At 50.6% G+C, this 13,941-nt stretch carries 11 protein-coding genes; all 11 read left to right on the plus strand.

Features of this window, described 5'->3' with window-relative positions:
* Positions 1-108: 108 nt before the first annotated feature.
* The gene (locus LI114_RS05585; protein ID WP_227219820.1) at positions 109-648 is read left to right on the plus strand and encodes a DUF4234 domain-containing protein; all 540 of its coding nucleotides are present in this window, start codon (positions 109-111) and stop codon (positions 646-648) included.
* 84 nt (positions 649-732) lie between these two features.
* Positions 733-1,134: a DUF2752 domain-containing protein gene (locus tag LI114_RS05590; RefSeq protein WP_227219821.1), complete on the plus strand. Its 402-nt coding sequence runs from the start codon at positions 733-735 to the stop codon at positions 1,132-1,134.
* A gap of 139 nt (positions 1,135-1,273) precedes the next feature.
* Positions 1,274-2,044: a putative ABC transporter permease gene (locus tag LI114_RS05595; protein ID WP_227219822.1), complete on the plus strand. Its 771-nt coding sequence runs from the start codon at positions 1,274-1,276 to the stop codon at positions 2,042-2,044.
* A gap of 153 nt (positions 2,045-2,197) precedes the next feature.
* Positions 2,198-2,452 (plus strand): preprotein translocase subunit SecG, encoded by a 255-nt coding sequence (gene secG, locus LI114_RS05600; protein ID WP_022127481.1) that lies wholly within the window; start codon positions 2,198-2,200, stop codon positions 2,450-2,452.
* 134 nt (positions 2,453-2,586) lie between these two features.
* Positions 2,587-4,722 carry a ribonuclease R gene (rnr, locus tag LI114_RS05605; RefSeq protein ID WP_227219823.1) on the plus strand — a complete coding sequence of 712 codons (2,136 nt, stop codon included), beginning with the start codon at positions 2,587-2,589 and terminating at the stop codon, positions 4,720-4,722.
* A 467-nt stretch (positions 4,723-5,189) separates the two neighbouring features.
* Positions 5,190-7,934, plus strand: coding sequence for a preprotein translocase subunit SecA (gene secA, locus LI114_RS05610; RefSeq protein WP_227219824.1), 2,745 nt, complete (start codon positions 5,190-5,192; stop codon positions 7,932-7,934).
* Positions 7,935-8,004: 70 nt separating this feature from the next.
* Complete coding sequence (locus LI114_RS05615; RefSeq protein WP_227219825.1) at positions 8,005-9,282, plus strand: DUF1015 domain-containing protein; 1,278 nt, start codon at positions 8,005-8,007, stop codon at positions 9,280-9,282.
* A 407-nt stretch (positions 9,283-9,689) separates the two neighbouring features.
* The gene (locus LI114_RS05620) at positions 9,690-10,859 is read left to right on the plus strand and encodes an AGE family epimerase/isomerase (protein WP_227219826.1); all 1,170 of its coding nucleotides are present in this window, start codon (positions 9,690-9,692) and stop codon (positions 10,857-10,859) included.
* Positions 10,859-11,548 carry a PHP-associated domain-containing protein gene (locus tag LI114_RS05625; protein ID WP_227219827.1) on the plus strand — a complete coding sequence of 230 codons (690 nt, stop codon included), beginning with the start codon at positions 10,859-10,861 and terminating at the stop codon, positions 11,546-11,548. The genes LI114_RS05620 and LI114_RS05625 overlap by 1 nt, the downstream gene beginning before the upstream one ends.
* A 27-nt stretch (positions 11,549-11,575) precedes the next feature.
* On the plus strand, positions 11,576-12,745 hold the full coding sequence (locus tag LI114_RS05630; RefSeq protein ID WP_227219828.1) for a glycoside hydrolase family 5 protein: 1,170 nt from the start codon (positions 11,576-11,578) through the stop codon (positions 12,743-12,745).
* Positions 12,746-12,773: 28 nt separating this feature from the next.
* Positions 12,774-13,448 carry a peptidylprolyl isomerase gene (locus LI114_RS05635; protein ID WP_227219829.1) on the plus strand — a complete coding sequence of 225 codons (675 nt, stop codon included), beginning with the start codon at positions 12,774-12,776 and terminating at the stop codon, positions 13,446-13,448.
* Positions 13,449-13,941 lie beyond the last annotated feature (493 nt).

Genomic DNA, 13,941 nt, shown 5'->3' on the forward strand with positions numbered 1-13,941 from the left:
CGCAAAGTTTGTTAAAAATATATTGACATAGAAAAAATGTTATGTTATAATCATAATAGTGAAGTACTCGATATATGAATAAATTTACATTTGAAAGGAATTGATAATATGTTTTGCAGATCTTGCGGAGCAAATAATCGCGACGGAGTAAAATTCTGCTCGCAGTGCGGCGCTCCCCTTGACGACCCTCAGCAGGGCGGCGGTATGAATATGGACCAGAATATGAATGGCGGCATGAACCCTCCCCCTTACGGTGCACCCCAGCAGTTCGGCTTCGGCGGAAACTCCTTTGCGGGCACTTTTAAGGAGAGAAATATAGCGCTTTGCATATTGTTCTCCATCATCACCTTCGGTATCTACACCCTGTACTGGTTCTTCACCCTTACTGAGGATACCAATAGGATTTCCAACGACCCCGCGCCTACTTCGGGCGGTATGGCTCTGCTTTACACGATAATCACCTGCGGCATCTACGGTTTTTACTGGATGTACAAGCGCGGCGCGATAATCGACGACTATAATATGAGAACGGGCAAGGGCTCTACCAGCAACGCTATCATCTACCTGCTGCTCGCAGTTTTCAGCTTGGGCATAGTTTCTTACTGCCTCTGCCAGAATGAGATCAATAAGATCAACAGCGGTTTTTGAGCCTTAGCATTTGAATAAAAGATCTGCCGCTCACTTTTTACAGCGAGCGGCTTTTTTATCGACTTTTTACGGAGGTAAGGGCACTTGGCGAAAAATGCTGAGATAAAGCGCGAAAGGCGCGCGCGCTTCGCGAAAAAGCTTGCCGTATGCGCCGCAGTGCTTGGCGGGTATTATATTTTTGTGCGGCTCACAGGGCTTTCGCTGCCCTGCTTTTTTCAGACGGTGACGGGTCTGCGCTGCCCCGGCTGCGGGATAACGCATATGCTGCTGAGCGCCGCCGAGCTCGATTTCGCCGCCGCTTTCGCCTATAATCAGGCGCTGTTCATACTACTGCCGATAATGGGCGCGCTCGCCGTGATAAAGCTCATCTTCGCCCCCGACTGGCTGGAGGCAAACAGCCGTGCGCTGGATCATTTGGTGCTTATAGCTTTGATAGCGCTGATGATTTTCGGCGTGCTGAGGAATATCCCCGCCATAGGGCTGTAATGCTGTAAAAAAATCGTAATTTAAGCGTTTGGGTAAGATTGTCCTATTGCTTTTTTTGTCGAAACATTGTATAATAATATATAACATTTGATAACTTGCGCAAACAAAAGATGTGACGAAAGATTAGGAGAAGAATAAGATGAATTTATTTCTGATACTCGCTTTTCTGTTTATGTCGGGAAGCCTTATCGGCTGGGCGATAGAGCTTTTTTACCGCCGATACTTCGACCCCACCAATAAAGAGCGCCGCTGGATAAACCCCGGATTTCTCACCGGCCCGTACCTGCCGCTTTACGGCTTCAGCCTTATGATACTCTACTTGCTGGCTTCGCTGGAAAAATATGTGCCTATACAAAACGACGTGGGCAGAAAGCTTGTGCTTTTCTTCATAATGGCGGTCTGCATCACCGTGGTGGAGTATTTTACAGGTCTGATATTCATAGTGAAAATGAAGATAAAGCTTTGGGATTACACCGAGAACCGGTTTAATGTAAAAGGTATAATCTGCCCGCTGTATTCTTTTTACTGGATGATACTCAGTGCGGTGTACTATTTCCTGATAAACCCCTATATCCTCGAAGCCCTGCAATGGCTCTCTGAAAACCTCGCGTTCTCATTCGTGGTAGGCTTCTTCTTCGGAATATTCGCGGTAGACCTCGGTATATCGCTGAAAAATCTGATAAACATTCACGATTTCGCTAAGGAAAACGAGATAATAGTTCTTCTTGATGAGCTGAAAAAAGAGATACGCGTATACAAAGAGGATAAGAAAGAAAAAGGCAGGTTCACCCTTATCTTCCGCTCTTCCGACAGCATACAGAACCACCTGAAACGCTACCGCGACCTGCCGCAGTACGTCAAGTACAAGCTGAAAAATATCCCCCACCGCGAAAAAACTGACAAGAAGTAATTTTTGTAAGAAATGAATTGTTAATAAAGTATAAAAAGTTCAGAATTCGTGAAAATGCCTATTGCAATGCGCGGGGAAGTGTGGTATAATATAAAATGATATATTGACCAATAACCGCGTTTTTGCGATAAGGGAAAGGTGTGAAATTTAGAAATGAGTACACTTGAGATAGTTGCAGGCGTAATTCTTATCCTCGCAAGCATCGTTATTATCCTCGTTGTTCTGGTGCAGGAAAGCAAAGAGCAGGGTCTGACCTCCGCTATCGGCGGCGGCTACAACGAATCCTTCTACGAGGGAAATAAGGGCAGAACGAAAGACGCCAAGCTCTCAAAGTTCACAAAGATAGCCGCTGCGCTTATCTTTATCATCACCATAGCGACAAACATCGCGATCTCATTTACAAAGTGACCCCAAAGCCCTGCGAGCGCAGGGCATATTTTTTGCGTAAAATCGGCGTAAGGCTGATATGATAAGGTATTAAATAAGTATGAAAAAAGGCGCGGCAGGGTGCTGCGCTGATGGTTAGGAAAAGAGGTAAAAAAATGAAGAACGAAAAAAACGAGTATGAAAAGAAAGTGCTGGAGCAGCTCAAAAAATTCGGCGGTTCGGCAAAAAGCTTCGACGATCTGTACCGCCCGCTGAAAAAATATATGCGCAAGGGCGACCTAGACCGCGCTCTCGGCGCGCTTGAAAGACAAAATAAGGTGGTGTATTCCAACCCCGGCTACGCCATAGTTTCAAAGAAAAATCTTATACCCTGCACCGTTTCGCGGCTGAAAAAGACCTTCGGCTTCGTGCGCTCTGACGCCGACGATAAGGAGTATTTCGTGGCGGGCAGATATTTGAACGGCGCTATGCCCGGCGACAAAGTGCTCGTGCAGACCTACGTCGGCAGAAACGACCTGATAGAGGGCAAAGTGGTAGAGATAACCGAGGAGAATTTCTCGCGCTTTACGGGCAATATCGTGAACGAATTCGGCGAGCTGAAACTTGTGCCCGATACCCTCTCGAAGTACGCGATGAAGATAGAGGACGCGGGCGATTTTAAGCTGCGCGAGGGCGACAAGGTGCTGGCTGAGGTCTGCCATAGGGGCAGAAGCCACGCCGACCATAAGTGCCGCATAATCGCAAGCTTCGGCAGCTCGCTGAAAGCTTCGGTCTGCGCGATGAGCGTGCTCGAGCTGAACGGCTTGACGCCGATATTCCCGCCGGAGGTGATCGCGGAGGCTAAGGCAGTGTCCGACCAGCGCAGCGTTTCCGCCGAGCTTCCGCATAGGCTCGACCTGCGCGGTCTGCCTATCTTCACGATAGACGGCGCGGCTACTAAGGATATAGACGACGCTATCTCGGTAGAAAAGACCGAGAGCGGCTACAAGCTGGGCGTGCACATAGCCGACGTTTCGCACTATGTAAAGCCGAAGAGCGAGCTGGATAACGAAGCTTTCAAGCGCGGAACGAGCGTTTATTACGCCAACCGCGTTATACCCATGCTGCCGAAAGAGCTTTCAAACGGCATCTGCTCGCTAAACCCGCAGGAGGACAGACTGGCATTCTCCGCGCTGATGGAGCTTGACCGCGACGCCAATATCGTCAGCTACAAGTTCGCCAAGACGGTGATACGCTCGCGCGTTAAAGGCGTTTACAGCGAGATAAACGAGCTGCTAGAGGGCTACAATTCCAAGGCGCTCTGCGAAAAGTACGCCGAGGTGCTGGACGTTATCCCCGTGATGAACGAGCTTGCGCAAAAGCTGCGCGGCAAGAAGATATACCGCGGCGCACCGCAGATCAGCACCGTGGAAAGCGAGCTGATTATCAACGACGAGGACTACTGCGTTGACGTAAAGCCGCACGAGAGCGGTATCAGTCAGGAGATAATAGAGGACTTCATGCTCTGCGCCAACGAGTGCGCGGCGAAATTCGGCAGCGAAAACGGTCTGCCTTTCGTATACCGCATACACGAAGACCCGCCTGCCGAGCGCGTAGAAACGCTGAAAATGGGTCTTACCGAGCTGAATATACCTTATAATTTCGACGAGGGCGTAAACCCCCGCACCCTTTCTCAGATACTCGAGGGCGTTCGCGGAACTGACAAATTCCCCGTGGTGAATAATCTGGTGCTGCGCAGTATGGCTAAGGCGAAATATTCCGCCGAGCCGGTGGGTCACTTCGGACTTGTGCTCGCGGACTACGCGCACTTTACCTCGCCTATCCGCCGCTATCCCGACCTTGCCATTCACCGCATAATGAGCGATTTTCTGGCGGGCGGCAGCGACGCTAAGTGCCGCGAGAGATACTCTAAATTCGCATACGCCGCGGCCGACCACGCTACCGAGACCGAGATAATAGCTATGCAGACCGAGCGCGGCTGCGAGGACTGCTACAAGGCCGAGTTTATGAAATCAAAGCTGGGCGAGGTGTACGAGGGCGTTGTGGTATCCTGCGTGCCGCACGGTATGTATGTGCTGCTCGACAACAGCTGCGAGGGTCTTGTAAAGATGGATTCGCTGCCCTGGCAGGATTATTACTACGATGAAAAATTCTCGATAAAGCGCGAGGGCGGCGGCGAGCAGTTTACCGTCGGCAAGCGCATAAAGATAAGAGTTACCGCCGCGGACGTCAGCAGCGGCAACGTAGATTTCGACTACATCGCGCCTGCCGAGAGCAGAAAAGACGCTTAAGGCAACACCGCACAACTACCGCCTAGCGGCTTTGTGCACATCTTGCTTGCGTTTTTGCGAAGCCAAAACAATTTTCCGTCATATCACCCAAAACCTCCTAGCTTAACGCGAGTTAAGCGTCGTCGGCTTTAGGCAATCTGACGAAAAATCTGACGACGCAATCTGCACACAATAGTTGTGCGGTATTGCCTTAAAACCCCTATGATCGCTGACATTTGCGGGAGTGTTCCGAAGCTTTTCGGGCTGCTCCCGCTATTTTATGAAAACCGGGTATAAATTTTTAAAAAGCATTGACAAGGGATTAAATTTTTGTTATAATATATCATGTATATTTAGATTTTCACGGCGGTTTGATAATGCTCAAACGAAAATGCCGGGGAAATATCTGCTTAAAGTAAATACTGAGCGGCCGCACGCGGAAAACTCTCGGCGCGCGCCGCCTTGACTAAAAAGGTGGAATTATAAAAATGGGACTTATGAACGCGCTGTTTGGAAACTATTCCAAAAAAGAGCTGAAAAGAATTGAGCCTATAAAGCAGAAGGTGCTCGATCTTGAACCGAAATACGAAAAGATGAGCGACCACGAGCTTAAAGAGCAGACGCAGATAATGAAAGACAAGCTCTCAGACGGACTGAGCAGCATGGACGAGATACTGCCCGACGCGCTCGCAGTTTGCCGCGAGGGCGCATGGCGTGTACTGGGCAAAAAGCCTTTCCCCGTGCAGATAATCGGCGCTATCGTACTGCATCAGGGCCGTATTGCCGAAATGAAGACCGGTGAAGGTAAGACCCTCGTAGCTTGCCTAGCCGCCTACGCAAACGCGCTGGCGGGCAAGGGCGTGCACGTCGTTACCGTAAACGACTACCTCGCTAAATTCCAGTCGGAGGAGATGGGTAAGGTATTCCGCTTCCTCGGACTCAGCATCGGCTGCGTGCTTCAGGGCATGGATAAAGAAGCTAAGCGCGCCGCTTACAACGCAGACATTACATACGGAACGAACAACGAGTTCGGTTTCGACTACCTGCGCGACAACATGGTGATCTACAAGAAAGATAAGGTACAGCGCGAGCACGCTTTCGCCATAGTGGACGAGGTGGACTCTATACTGATAGACGAAGCGCGTACACCGCTTATCATTTCGGGTCAGGGCGACGAATCTACCGAGCTTTACCAGCTTGCAGACCGCTTTGCTAAAACGCTCAAGCCCGTTACCGTAGTAGAGATGGACGATAAGGCCGATAACGACCTGCTCGACGGCGACTACATCATCGACGAAAAGGCGCGCACCGCTACTCTTACCAAGAGCGGCGTAAAGAAAGCGGAAAAGGCTTTCAACGTAATAAACCTTATGGACGCCGACAACATGACTCTTCTGCACCACATCAATCAGGCTATAAAGGCTAACGGCACTATGCGCCGCGATACCGATTACGTTGTAAAAGACGGCGAAGTACTTATAGTTGACGAATTTACAGGACGTATAATGGTCGGCAGACGCTTTAACGACGGTCTGCATCAGGCTATCGAAGCTAAGGAAGGCGTAAAGGTAGCACGCGAGTCAAAGACCATCGCGACCATTACTTTCCAAAATTACTTCCGCCTTTACTCAAAGCTTTCGGGCATGACGGGTACTGCGCTGACGGAAGAGGACGAATTCAGAGAGATCTACAAGCTCGACGTTATAGAGATACCTACCAACAAGCCCGTAGTCCGCAAAGACCACCCGGACGTTATCTTCAAGACCGAAAAGGGCAAGTACGAAGCCGTTATCGACCAGATAATCGAGTGCAACAAAAAAGGTCAGCCGGTACTGGTAGGTACAGTATCGGTAGAAAAGTCAGAGTACCTCTCGCGCCTGCTGAAAAACAAGGGCGTAAAGCACCAGGTGCTCAACGCGAAGTATCATGAAAAGGAAGCTAAGATAGTAGCGCAGGCGGGTAAGTACGGCGCAGTTACCATAGCCACCAACATGGCGGGCCGTGGTACTGATATACTGCTCGGAGGCAACGCTGAGTACCTCGCTACCGAAGAGCTGAGAAAGCTCGATTACCCCGAGGAGATAATAGTAGAAGCTACCGGCTTCTCCGAAACTGAGGACGAGCAGATACTCGAAGCCCGCGGCAAGTACAGAGATTTCAGAAAGAAGTACGACGCCGAGGTAAAGGAAAAGGCAGAAAAGGTTCGCGAAGCAGGCGGACTTTACATAATAGGTACTGAAAGACACGAATCAAGACGTATAGACAACCAGCTTCGCGGACGTGCGGGACGTCAGGGCGACCCCGGCGAGAGCAAATTCTTCCTCTCACTGCAGGACGACCTTATGCGCCTCTTCGGCGGCGACAAGGTAACGGGCATGATGGATTCGCTCAAGGTAGATGAGAATATGCCTATACAGTCGAGAATGCTTACGAACATAATCGAGTCCTCGCAGAAGAAGATAGAGGGCAGAAACTTCAACATTCGTAAGAACGTACTGAATTACGACGACGTTATGAACACTCAGCGCGAGATCATCTACGGTCAGCGCCAGCAGGTGCTCAACGAGGAGGATATTCACGAAAATATCATCAATATGATAAACCAGTTCATGGAAGACTGCGTGAATATGTACCTGCTCGATGACGAGATACATGACGACTGGAATTTACCGGGTCTGCGCGACCACCTCATGGGTCTGGTAACGGTAGAAACAGACTTCAATTACACCCCCGAAGAGCTGGAACGCATATCCAAGAAGGACATCGTAAAGCAGCTTCAGGACAGAGCTATGAAGATATATCAGAAGCGCGAGCAAGACCTCGGCGAAGAGCTGCTGCGCGAGATAGAGCGCGTAGTACTGCTGAAGGTGGTAGACCAGAAGTGGATGGCGCATATCGACGATATGGAACAGCTCAAGCGCGGTATCAGCCTGCGCTCTTACGGTCAGAGGAACCCCGTAGTAGAGTACCGTATGGAGGGCTTCGAGATGTTCGACGCTATGGTAGACTCTATCCGCGAGGACACTGTAAGAATGCTCTTTACCATACAGGTGCGCCGTCAGGCAGCGCCGAAGCGCGAGCAGGTGTTCAAAGCTGGCGGCACGAACAAGGGCTTTACCGCAAGAAAGACAGGCAAAAAGGTCGGTCCGAACGACCCCTGCCCCTGCGGAAGCGGCAAGAAGTACAAGAAATGCTGCGGAGCACCTAACGCGGGAGCTAACTCCGCCGAATAAATCTACTCTTCACGTCGATGGCTGAAAAAAGCCGTCGGCGTTTTGAGGTTGAAAGGACGAAAAAAAATTTATGAAAAATGCTTTTACAGCCTTTACTTCGGCAGATATACTGCTGCCGCGCGACGCTGAGTACGAAAAGTGGGCGGTGATAGCCTGCGACCAGTTCACCTCAGAGCCCGAATACTGGCAGGAAACGGAAAAAATGACCGATGGCGCAGTTACCGCGCTAGACCTCATACTGCCCGAGATATACCTCGGCGAGGCGGATGTTGACAAGCGCATAGACAAGATAGCCGCGAATATGTACGGCTACCTCGACAGCGATGTTTTTGAAGAGCATAAAAACGCGCTGATATACGTCGAGCGCATACAGACCGACGGCGTGCTGAGAGCGGGCGTTGTGGGCGCGGTAGACCTCGAAGAATACGACTACTCAAAAGGCTCGGCTTCGCAGATACGCGCGACGGAAGCCACCGTTACCGAGCGTATACCGCCCAGAATAAAAGTTCGCGAGAAAGCGCCGATAGAGCTGCCGCATATCATGATACTCATCGACGACGAGAAAAAAGCGCTCATCGAGCCGCTCGCCGAGCATAAGGACGATATGAAAAAGCTCTACGATTTTGAGCTGATGCAGGGCGGCGGCAGACTGGCAGGCTGGCTGCTGACCGACGCGCTTAGGGACGAGCTGCTGGAAAAACTGGCGAAATTCTCGGAAAAAGAAGCCTTTGAAAAACGCTACGGCTTGGCAGATACAGCGCCGCTGACATTCGCGATGGGCGACGGAAACCATTCGCTCGCGACCGCGAAAGCGTATTACGAAAAGCTGAAAGCCGCGAACCCCGATAAGGACATGAGCAGCCACCCCGCGAGATATGCACTGGCAGAGATCGTGAACCTGCACTCGCCCGCGCTGGATTTTGAGGCGATACACAGAATAGTCGGCACGGCGGACATTGACCAAATGATGGCAAAAATGACGGACGAGCTGGGGCTGAGCGAAGAGCCTGCGGAGCAGAGCTTTGTAACAGTCCGCGGCGGCGAGAAAAAGAAGCTGTATGTGCATAAGCCGACCTCGAAGCTGACGGTAGGCTCGCTGCAAAATTTCCTCGATAAGTACCTTGCGGAAAATGGCGGAGATATAGACTATATCCACGGCACGGAGGTAGTAGAGAAGCTGGCGGCGGACGGCAAGAAGATAGGCTTTGTGCTGCCCGATATGGGTAAGGAGCAGCTTTTCCCGACGGTGATCGCGGATGGCGCGCTGCCGAGAAAGACGTTCTCGATGGGACACGCGAGAGATAAGAGATATTATGTAGAAGCAAGAAAGATAACTGAGGAGAAGTAAACCGCGGCTGATAAAGCAGGATTCTAAACTTAGTAAAAATCGCGGTGTAAACGTCGAGCACGAACAAACGAAAAGCGTGAAATCAAAAAGCGCGGGATGCAACGCCGCGCCAGCCGTTGCCGAGGGGGTCGAGGGGTGCGAGAAGCCCCGATCGTCGCGCTCCGCAGAGCGCGAAATCCCCAATCCGAAGGGGGCTCCGAAAAAGGTGAATTGTATAACAGTCCGGTGGACTGTTATACAAGAGGAAAATCCCTGCGATAGAGGGATTTTCCTTGTTCGTCGCCCAACAAACGCGACCTTCAAGGGCGCACGCCCTTGAACGAACAAACCAAAAGCCCCCAACCCAAAAACCACCGCACCCCCACCCAAAAAGCGATCAAAAAGAAAGATCTCAGGAGTTGATGAAAATGTTCATAGAAGAAGTAAAAAAAGAATTGACCACCCATATAATCCCTTATTGGGAAAAGCTGAAAGACGAGGAGTTCGGCGGCTTTTACGGCTACCGCGGCTTTGACCTTGTGCTAGATAAAAAGGCGGATAAGGGCGTTATACTCCACTCGCGTATACTTTGGTTCTTCTCTTCGTGCTACGAAGTGCTGGGCGATAAGAAATGCGCCGTGCTCGCTGACCACGCTTACGAATATGTGAAGAACCACTGCATAGATTACGAGATGGGCGGAGTTTACTGGATGACTACTTACGATGGTAAGATAGCCGACGGTATGAAACATACTTATAATATCGCTTTCGCAGTTTACGCACTCAGCGCTTATTATAACGCAAGCGGAAATATCGAAGCCCTGCACCTCGCCGAAAAACTCTTCGAGGATATTGAAACTAAGACCCCCGATGAGTACGGCTGCGTGGAAGCTTTCACCCGCGAGTGGGAGCCTGCCGATAACGAAGCCCTCTCGGAAAACGGCCTGCACGCTGAAAAGACTATGAATACCGTTCTCCACCTTATCGAGGCTTATACTGAGCTTTACCGCGCTAACCGCTCGGAAGAGGTGGCAGAAAGACTGAAATATCAGCTCGATATAGTTGAAAATAAGATATTCGATCACGATAATAACGCGCTCAAAGTTTTCTTTGATAATAAGTTCGACGTTATCGGAAATATACATTCCTACGGCCACGACATAGAAGCAAGCTGGCTTACCGACCGCGCGGTGGAAATGCTCGGCGATGAGGAACTTACTAAGAAATTCAACGCTCTTGACCTCCGCCTTGCGGAAAATATCTATAACATCGCCCTGGAGGACGGCGCGCTGAATAACGAGCGCGAGAACGATAAGATAGATAAAAAGCGCGTTTGGTGGGTGCAGGCGGAAGGCGTCGTAGGCTTTATCAACGCTTATCAGCATAGCGGCGATGAGAAATACCTCAAGGCTGCGGGCACTATCTGGGAATACATCAAGTCGGACATCGTGGATAAGCGCCCCGAGGGCGAGTGGTACTCGGAAGTATCTTTCGACCATAAGCCGCACGACTGGAAAGAAGTTACCGGCCCTTGGAAGTGCCCCTACCATAACGGCAGAATGTGTCTTGAAGTCATCAAGAGAGGAATAGACTTCTGATGTACAAAACCGAAACGCATATGCACACCGCCGAAGGCTCTGCCTGCGCTTCCGCAGCGGGCGCTCAGCAGGCGGAACAGTATAAGGCGCAGGGGTATGATACTATAATAATCACCGACCATTTCTTTAACGGCAATACTGCGGTGGATAGATCGCAGCCGTGGGAGGGCATGGTGGAGCAGTTTTGCAGCGGATATGAAAACGCTAAGAAACGCGGCGACGAGATAGGTCTGAACGTGCTTTTCGGGCTGGAATACGCCTGGGAGGGCGCAGATCTTCTCGTTTACGGCGTGGATAAAAAGTGGCTGCTGGAAAACCCCGACCTTATGCAGATAAACGTGCGCGAATTTTGCGACAGGGTTCACGCAAACGGCGGGGCTATCGTGCACGCTCACCCGTTTCGCGAGGCGCACTGGTATATTTTCGACTTGAAATTCCTGCCGTGGCACACCGACGGCGTGGAGATCTACAACGGCGGCAACGCTGAAAAGGTCTGGAACGAGCGCGCGAAGTGGTACGCCGAGCAGTACGGCTTTACCGCGACGGCGGGCAGCGACTGCCACCATATAGGCGGCGACAGATTTTTCGGAGTGCTCACTGAAGAGCCTATAACCGATATAGCGCAGTACGTTGACGCTGTGAAGAATAAGAAGATAGCGGGACTTTATGTGCCCGAAAAGTATAAGTGAATATGACGCAACGAAAGGAATACTAATATGAAAACAAAAAGATTTGCGGCGGGCGTGCTTGCTGCCGCTATGTGCTTCGGCTGCCTTACCGCCTGCGGCGGCAGCGACAATAAAAACTCTGACAACGGCTCTGCCGCTTCGGCGACCGACTCCGCAGCGGAGAAAAAAGAAGTGAATATGGAGATACGCGACATATCTTCTTGGGACTTGGTAAAGGAAATGAAGATAGGCTGGAACTTGGGCAACACTATGGACGCTACGGGCGAGGGCCTTGAAGCTGAAACATCTTGGCAGCCCGCCGTCACTACCGAGGCTATGGCGAAGCTGCTCGCGGATACTGGCTTTAACGTTATGCGCGCTCCCGTATCGTGGGGCACACATATGGACGAAAATTACAACGTAGACCCCGAGTGGATGGCGCGCGTGCATGAGATAGTTGACTACGGCATAAACAACGGACTTTTCGTTATCCTCAACACCCACCACGAGGAATGGTATTTCCCGACCAACGAGAATAAAGATCAGGATATAGAGCAGCTCACAGCGCTTTGGTCGCAGATTGCTGAGGAATTCAAGGGCTACGACGAGCACCTCATCTTTGAGGGACTCAACGAGCCGCGCTGCCGCGAAACGCCTATGGAGTGGACAGGCGGCGACGACGAGAGCCGCGCGGTGGTACAGGAGTACGCTAAGGCTTTCTACGAAACTGTTAGAAACAGCGGCGGCAACAACGCTAAGCGCCACCTAATGCTGACGGGCTACGCGGCTTCATCGGGCAGAAAGTGCCTTGAGAACGTATGGCTGCCTGAGGACGACGATAAGGTGATAGTTTCGGTACACGCATACCTGCCTTACTCCCTCGCGCTCGACACCAAGGGCACGGACAAGTGGGACGCTAATAACACCGGCGAGATAGATACCCTCTTCCTCAACCTCGACGAGCTGTTTTTGCAGAAGCAGATACCCGTTATCATCGGCGAATTCGGCACTGTGAATAAAGACAACCTCGATGACCGTATAGCCTGCGCTGAATATTATGTAGGCAAGGGCGCGGAGTACGGCGTGCCTATGCTTTGGTGGGACAACAACGCGACATTCGGCAACGGCGAGAATTTCGGTCTGATGGACAGAAGCATGATACCCGAATGGAAGTTCCCCGAGCTGGTAGACGCGCTGATAACCTCGGCTGCCAAGTAATAAACGCTCAACGAAAGGAAATTTGAAAATGGGAATATTGGGAAGAATAGCGGCAGGTCTTGCGGCGGCGGCGCTCTGCTTTACGTTCGCGGCCTGCGGCAGCACAGACGACAGCTCTAAGAGCGAGGATAAAACAAAGTCGGCGGCAGAGATCTCTTCCGCTGAGGACTCGAAGACCCAGCTCGGAACGTTCACGATAACGCTTTACCCCGAGTACGCGCCGATAACCTGCGAGAATTTTGAGAAGCTGGTGAATGACGGTTTTTACAACGGGCTGACATTCCACCGCGTGGTAGAGGACTTCATGGCGCAGGGCGGCGACCCGAACGGCAACGGCACGGGCGGCAGCGACAGCAATATCAAGGGCGAATTTTTGCAGAACGGCGTTGACAACAAGCTTTCGCACACCCGCGGAGTAGTATCGATGGCGCGTTCGCAAGACCCCGACAGCGCTTCTTCGCAGTTCTTCATCTGCTATACTGACGACTGCTCGTTCCTCGACGGACAGTATGCGGCTTTCGGCAAGGTGACCGAGGGCATGGAGGTAGTTGATTCGTTCCTCAACGTAGAGCGCGTTACCGGTACTGACGGTGCGATCTCATCGCCCACAACGCCCATCGTCATCAAAGAGGCTAAGATGATAGACGATGACGTCGACGGCAACCCCAGAGCGACATTTGAAATGGTGCTCGGCGAAAATTGATAGATTTTCCGGCCGCTTTGCTGACTAGGGCAGGGCGGTCGGTTTTTCGTATACGGCACAATATGTTGATATATAACAGAAATATTACAATACATATTGAAGCTGTAATGAAATTGTAATCTTATGTAATGCAATTGTTCTTGACGGCGGCGCAAAATGTGTTGTATAATAAAATGGTAGAACAGAGAAAGAAAAGAATGAAATTACTAAGTGAAATACCCTTAGCTCGTTTCATCCTCTCCAAAATTTTTACACAAGTCAGAAGGCAGTCTCTCCGGACTGCCTTTCTTTTTTGAGGGCGTTTTTTTGTACAATTCGTATAAAATTTTATCTGAGGGCAATTTGGACTAAAATATACTTGACAAGCGAAGAAAAATATAGTAAAATTAAATCATGCATTATGTTTTTTATATTATTTCTCTCATCGTGATGAGCGGTGATTTATTTTATAAAATAAAAATGCTTATTGAATCTTTAAAATTTTATATTGAAA

Source organism: Ruminococcus sp. 210702-SL.1.03, assembly GCF_020559915.1.
Lineage (GTDB): Bacteria > Bacillota > Clostridia > Oscillospirales > Ruminococcaceae > YE71.

Bases quoted from the DNA above. Each gene is read 5' to 3' on its own strand.
- secA (WP_227219824.1), top strand. From the start codon at position 5,190: ATGGGACTTATGAACGCGCTGTTTGGAAACTATTCCAAAAAAGAGCTG.
- LI114_RS05625 (WP_227219827.1), top strand. From the start codon at position 10,859: ATGTACAAAACCGAAACGCATATGCACACCGCCGAAGGCTCTGCCTGC.
- rnr (WP_227219823.1), top strand. From the start codon at position 2,587: ATGAAGAACGAAAAAAACGAGTATGAAAAGAAAGTGCTGGAGCAGCTC.
- LI114_RS05620 (WP_227219826.1), top strand. From the start codon at position 9,690: ATGTTCATAGAAGAAGTAAAAAAAGAATTGACCACCCATATAATCCCT.
- LI114_RS05635 (WP_227219829.1), top strand. From the start codon at position 12,774: ATGGGAATATTGGGAAGAATAGCGGCAGGTCTTGCGGCGGCGGCGCTC.
- secG (WP_022127481.1), top strand. From the start codon at position 2,198: ATGAGTACACTTGAGATAGTTGCAGGCGTAATTCTTATCCTCGCAAGC.
- LI114_RS05585 (WP_227219820.1), top strand. From the start codon at position 109: ATGTTTTGCAGATCTTGCGGAGCAAATAATCGCGACGGAGTAAAATTC.
- LI114_RS05595 (WP_227219822.1), top strand. From the start codon at position 1,274: ATGAATTTATTTCTGATACTCGCTTTTCTGTTTATGTCGGGAAGCCTT.
- LI114_RS05615 (WP_227219825.1), top strand. From the start codon at position 8,005: ATGAAAAATGCTTTTACAGCCTTTACTTCGGCAGATATACTGCTGCCG.
- LI114_RS05630 (WP_227219828.1), top strand. From the start codon at position 11,576: ATGAAAACAAAAAGATTTGCGGCGGGCGTGCTTGCTGCCGCTATGTGC.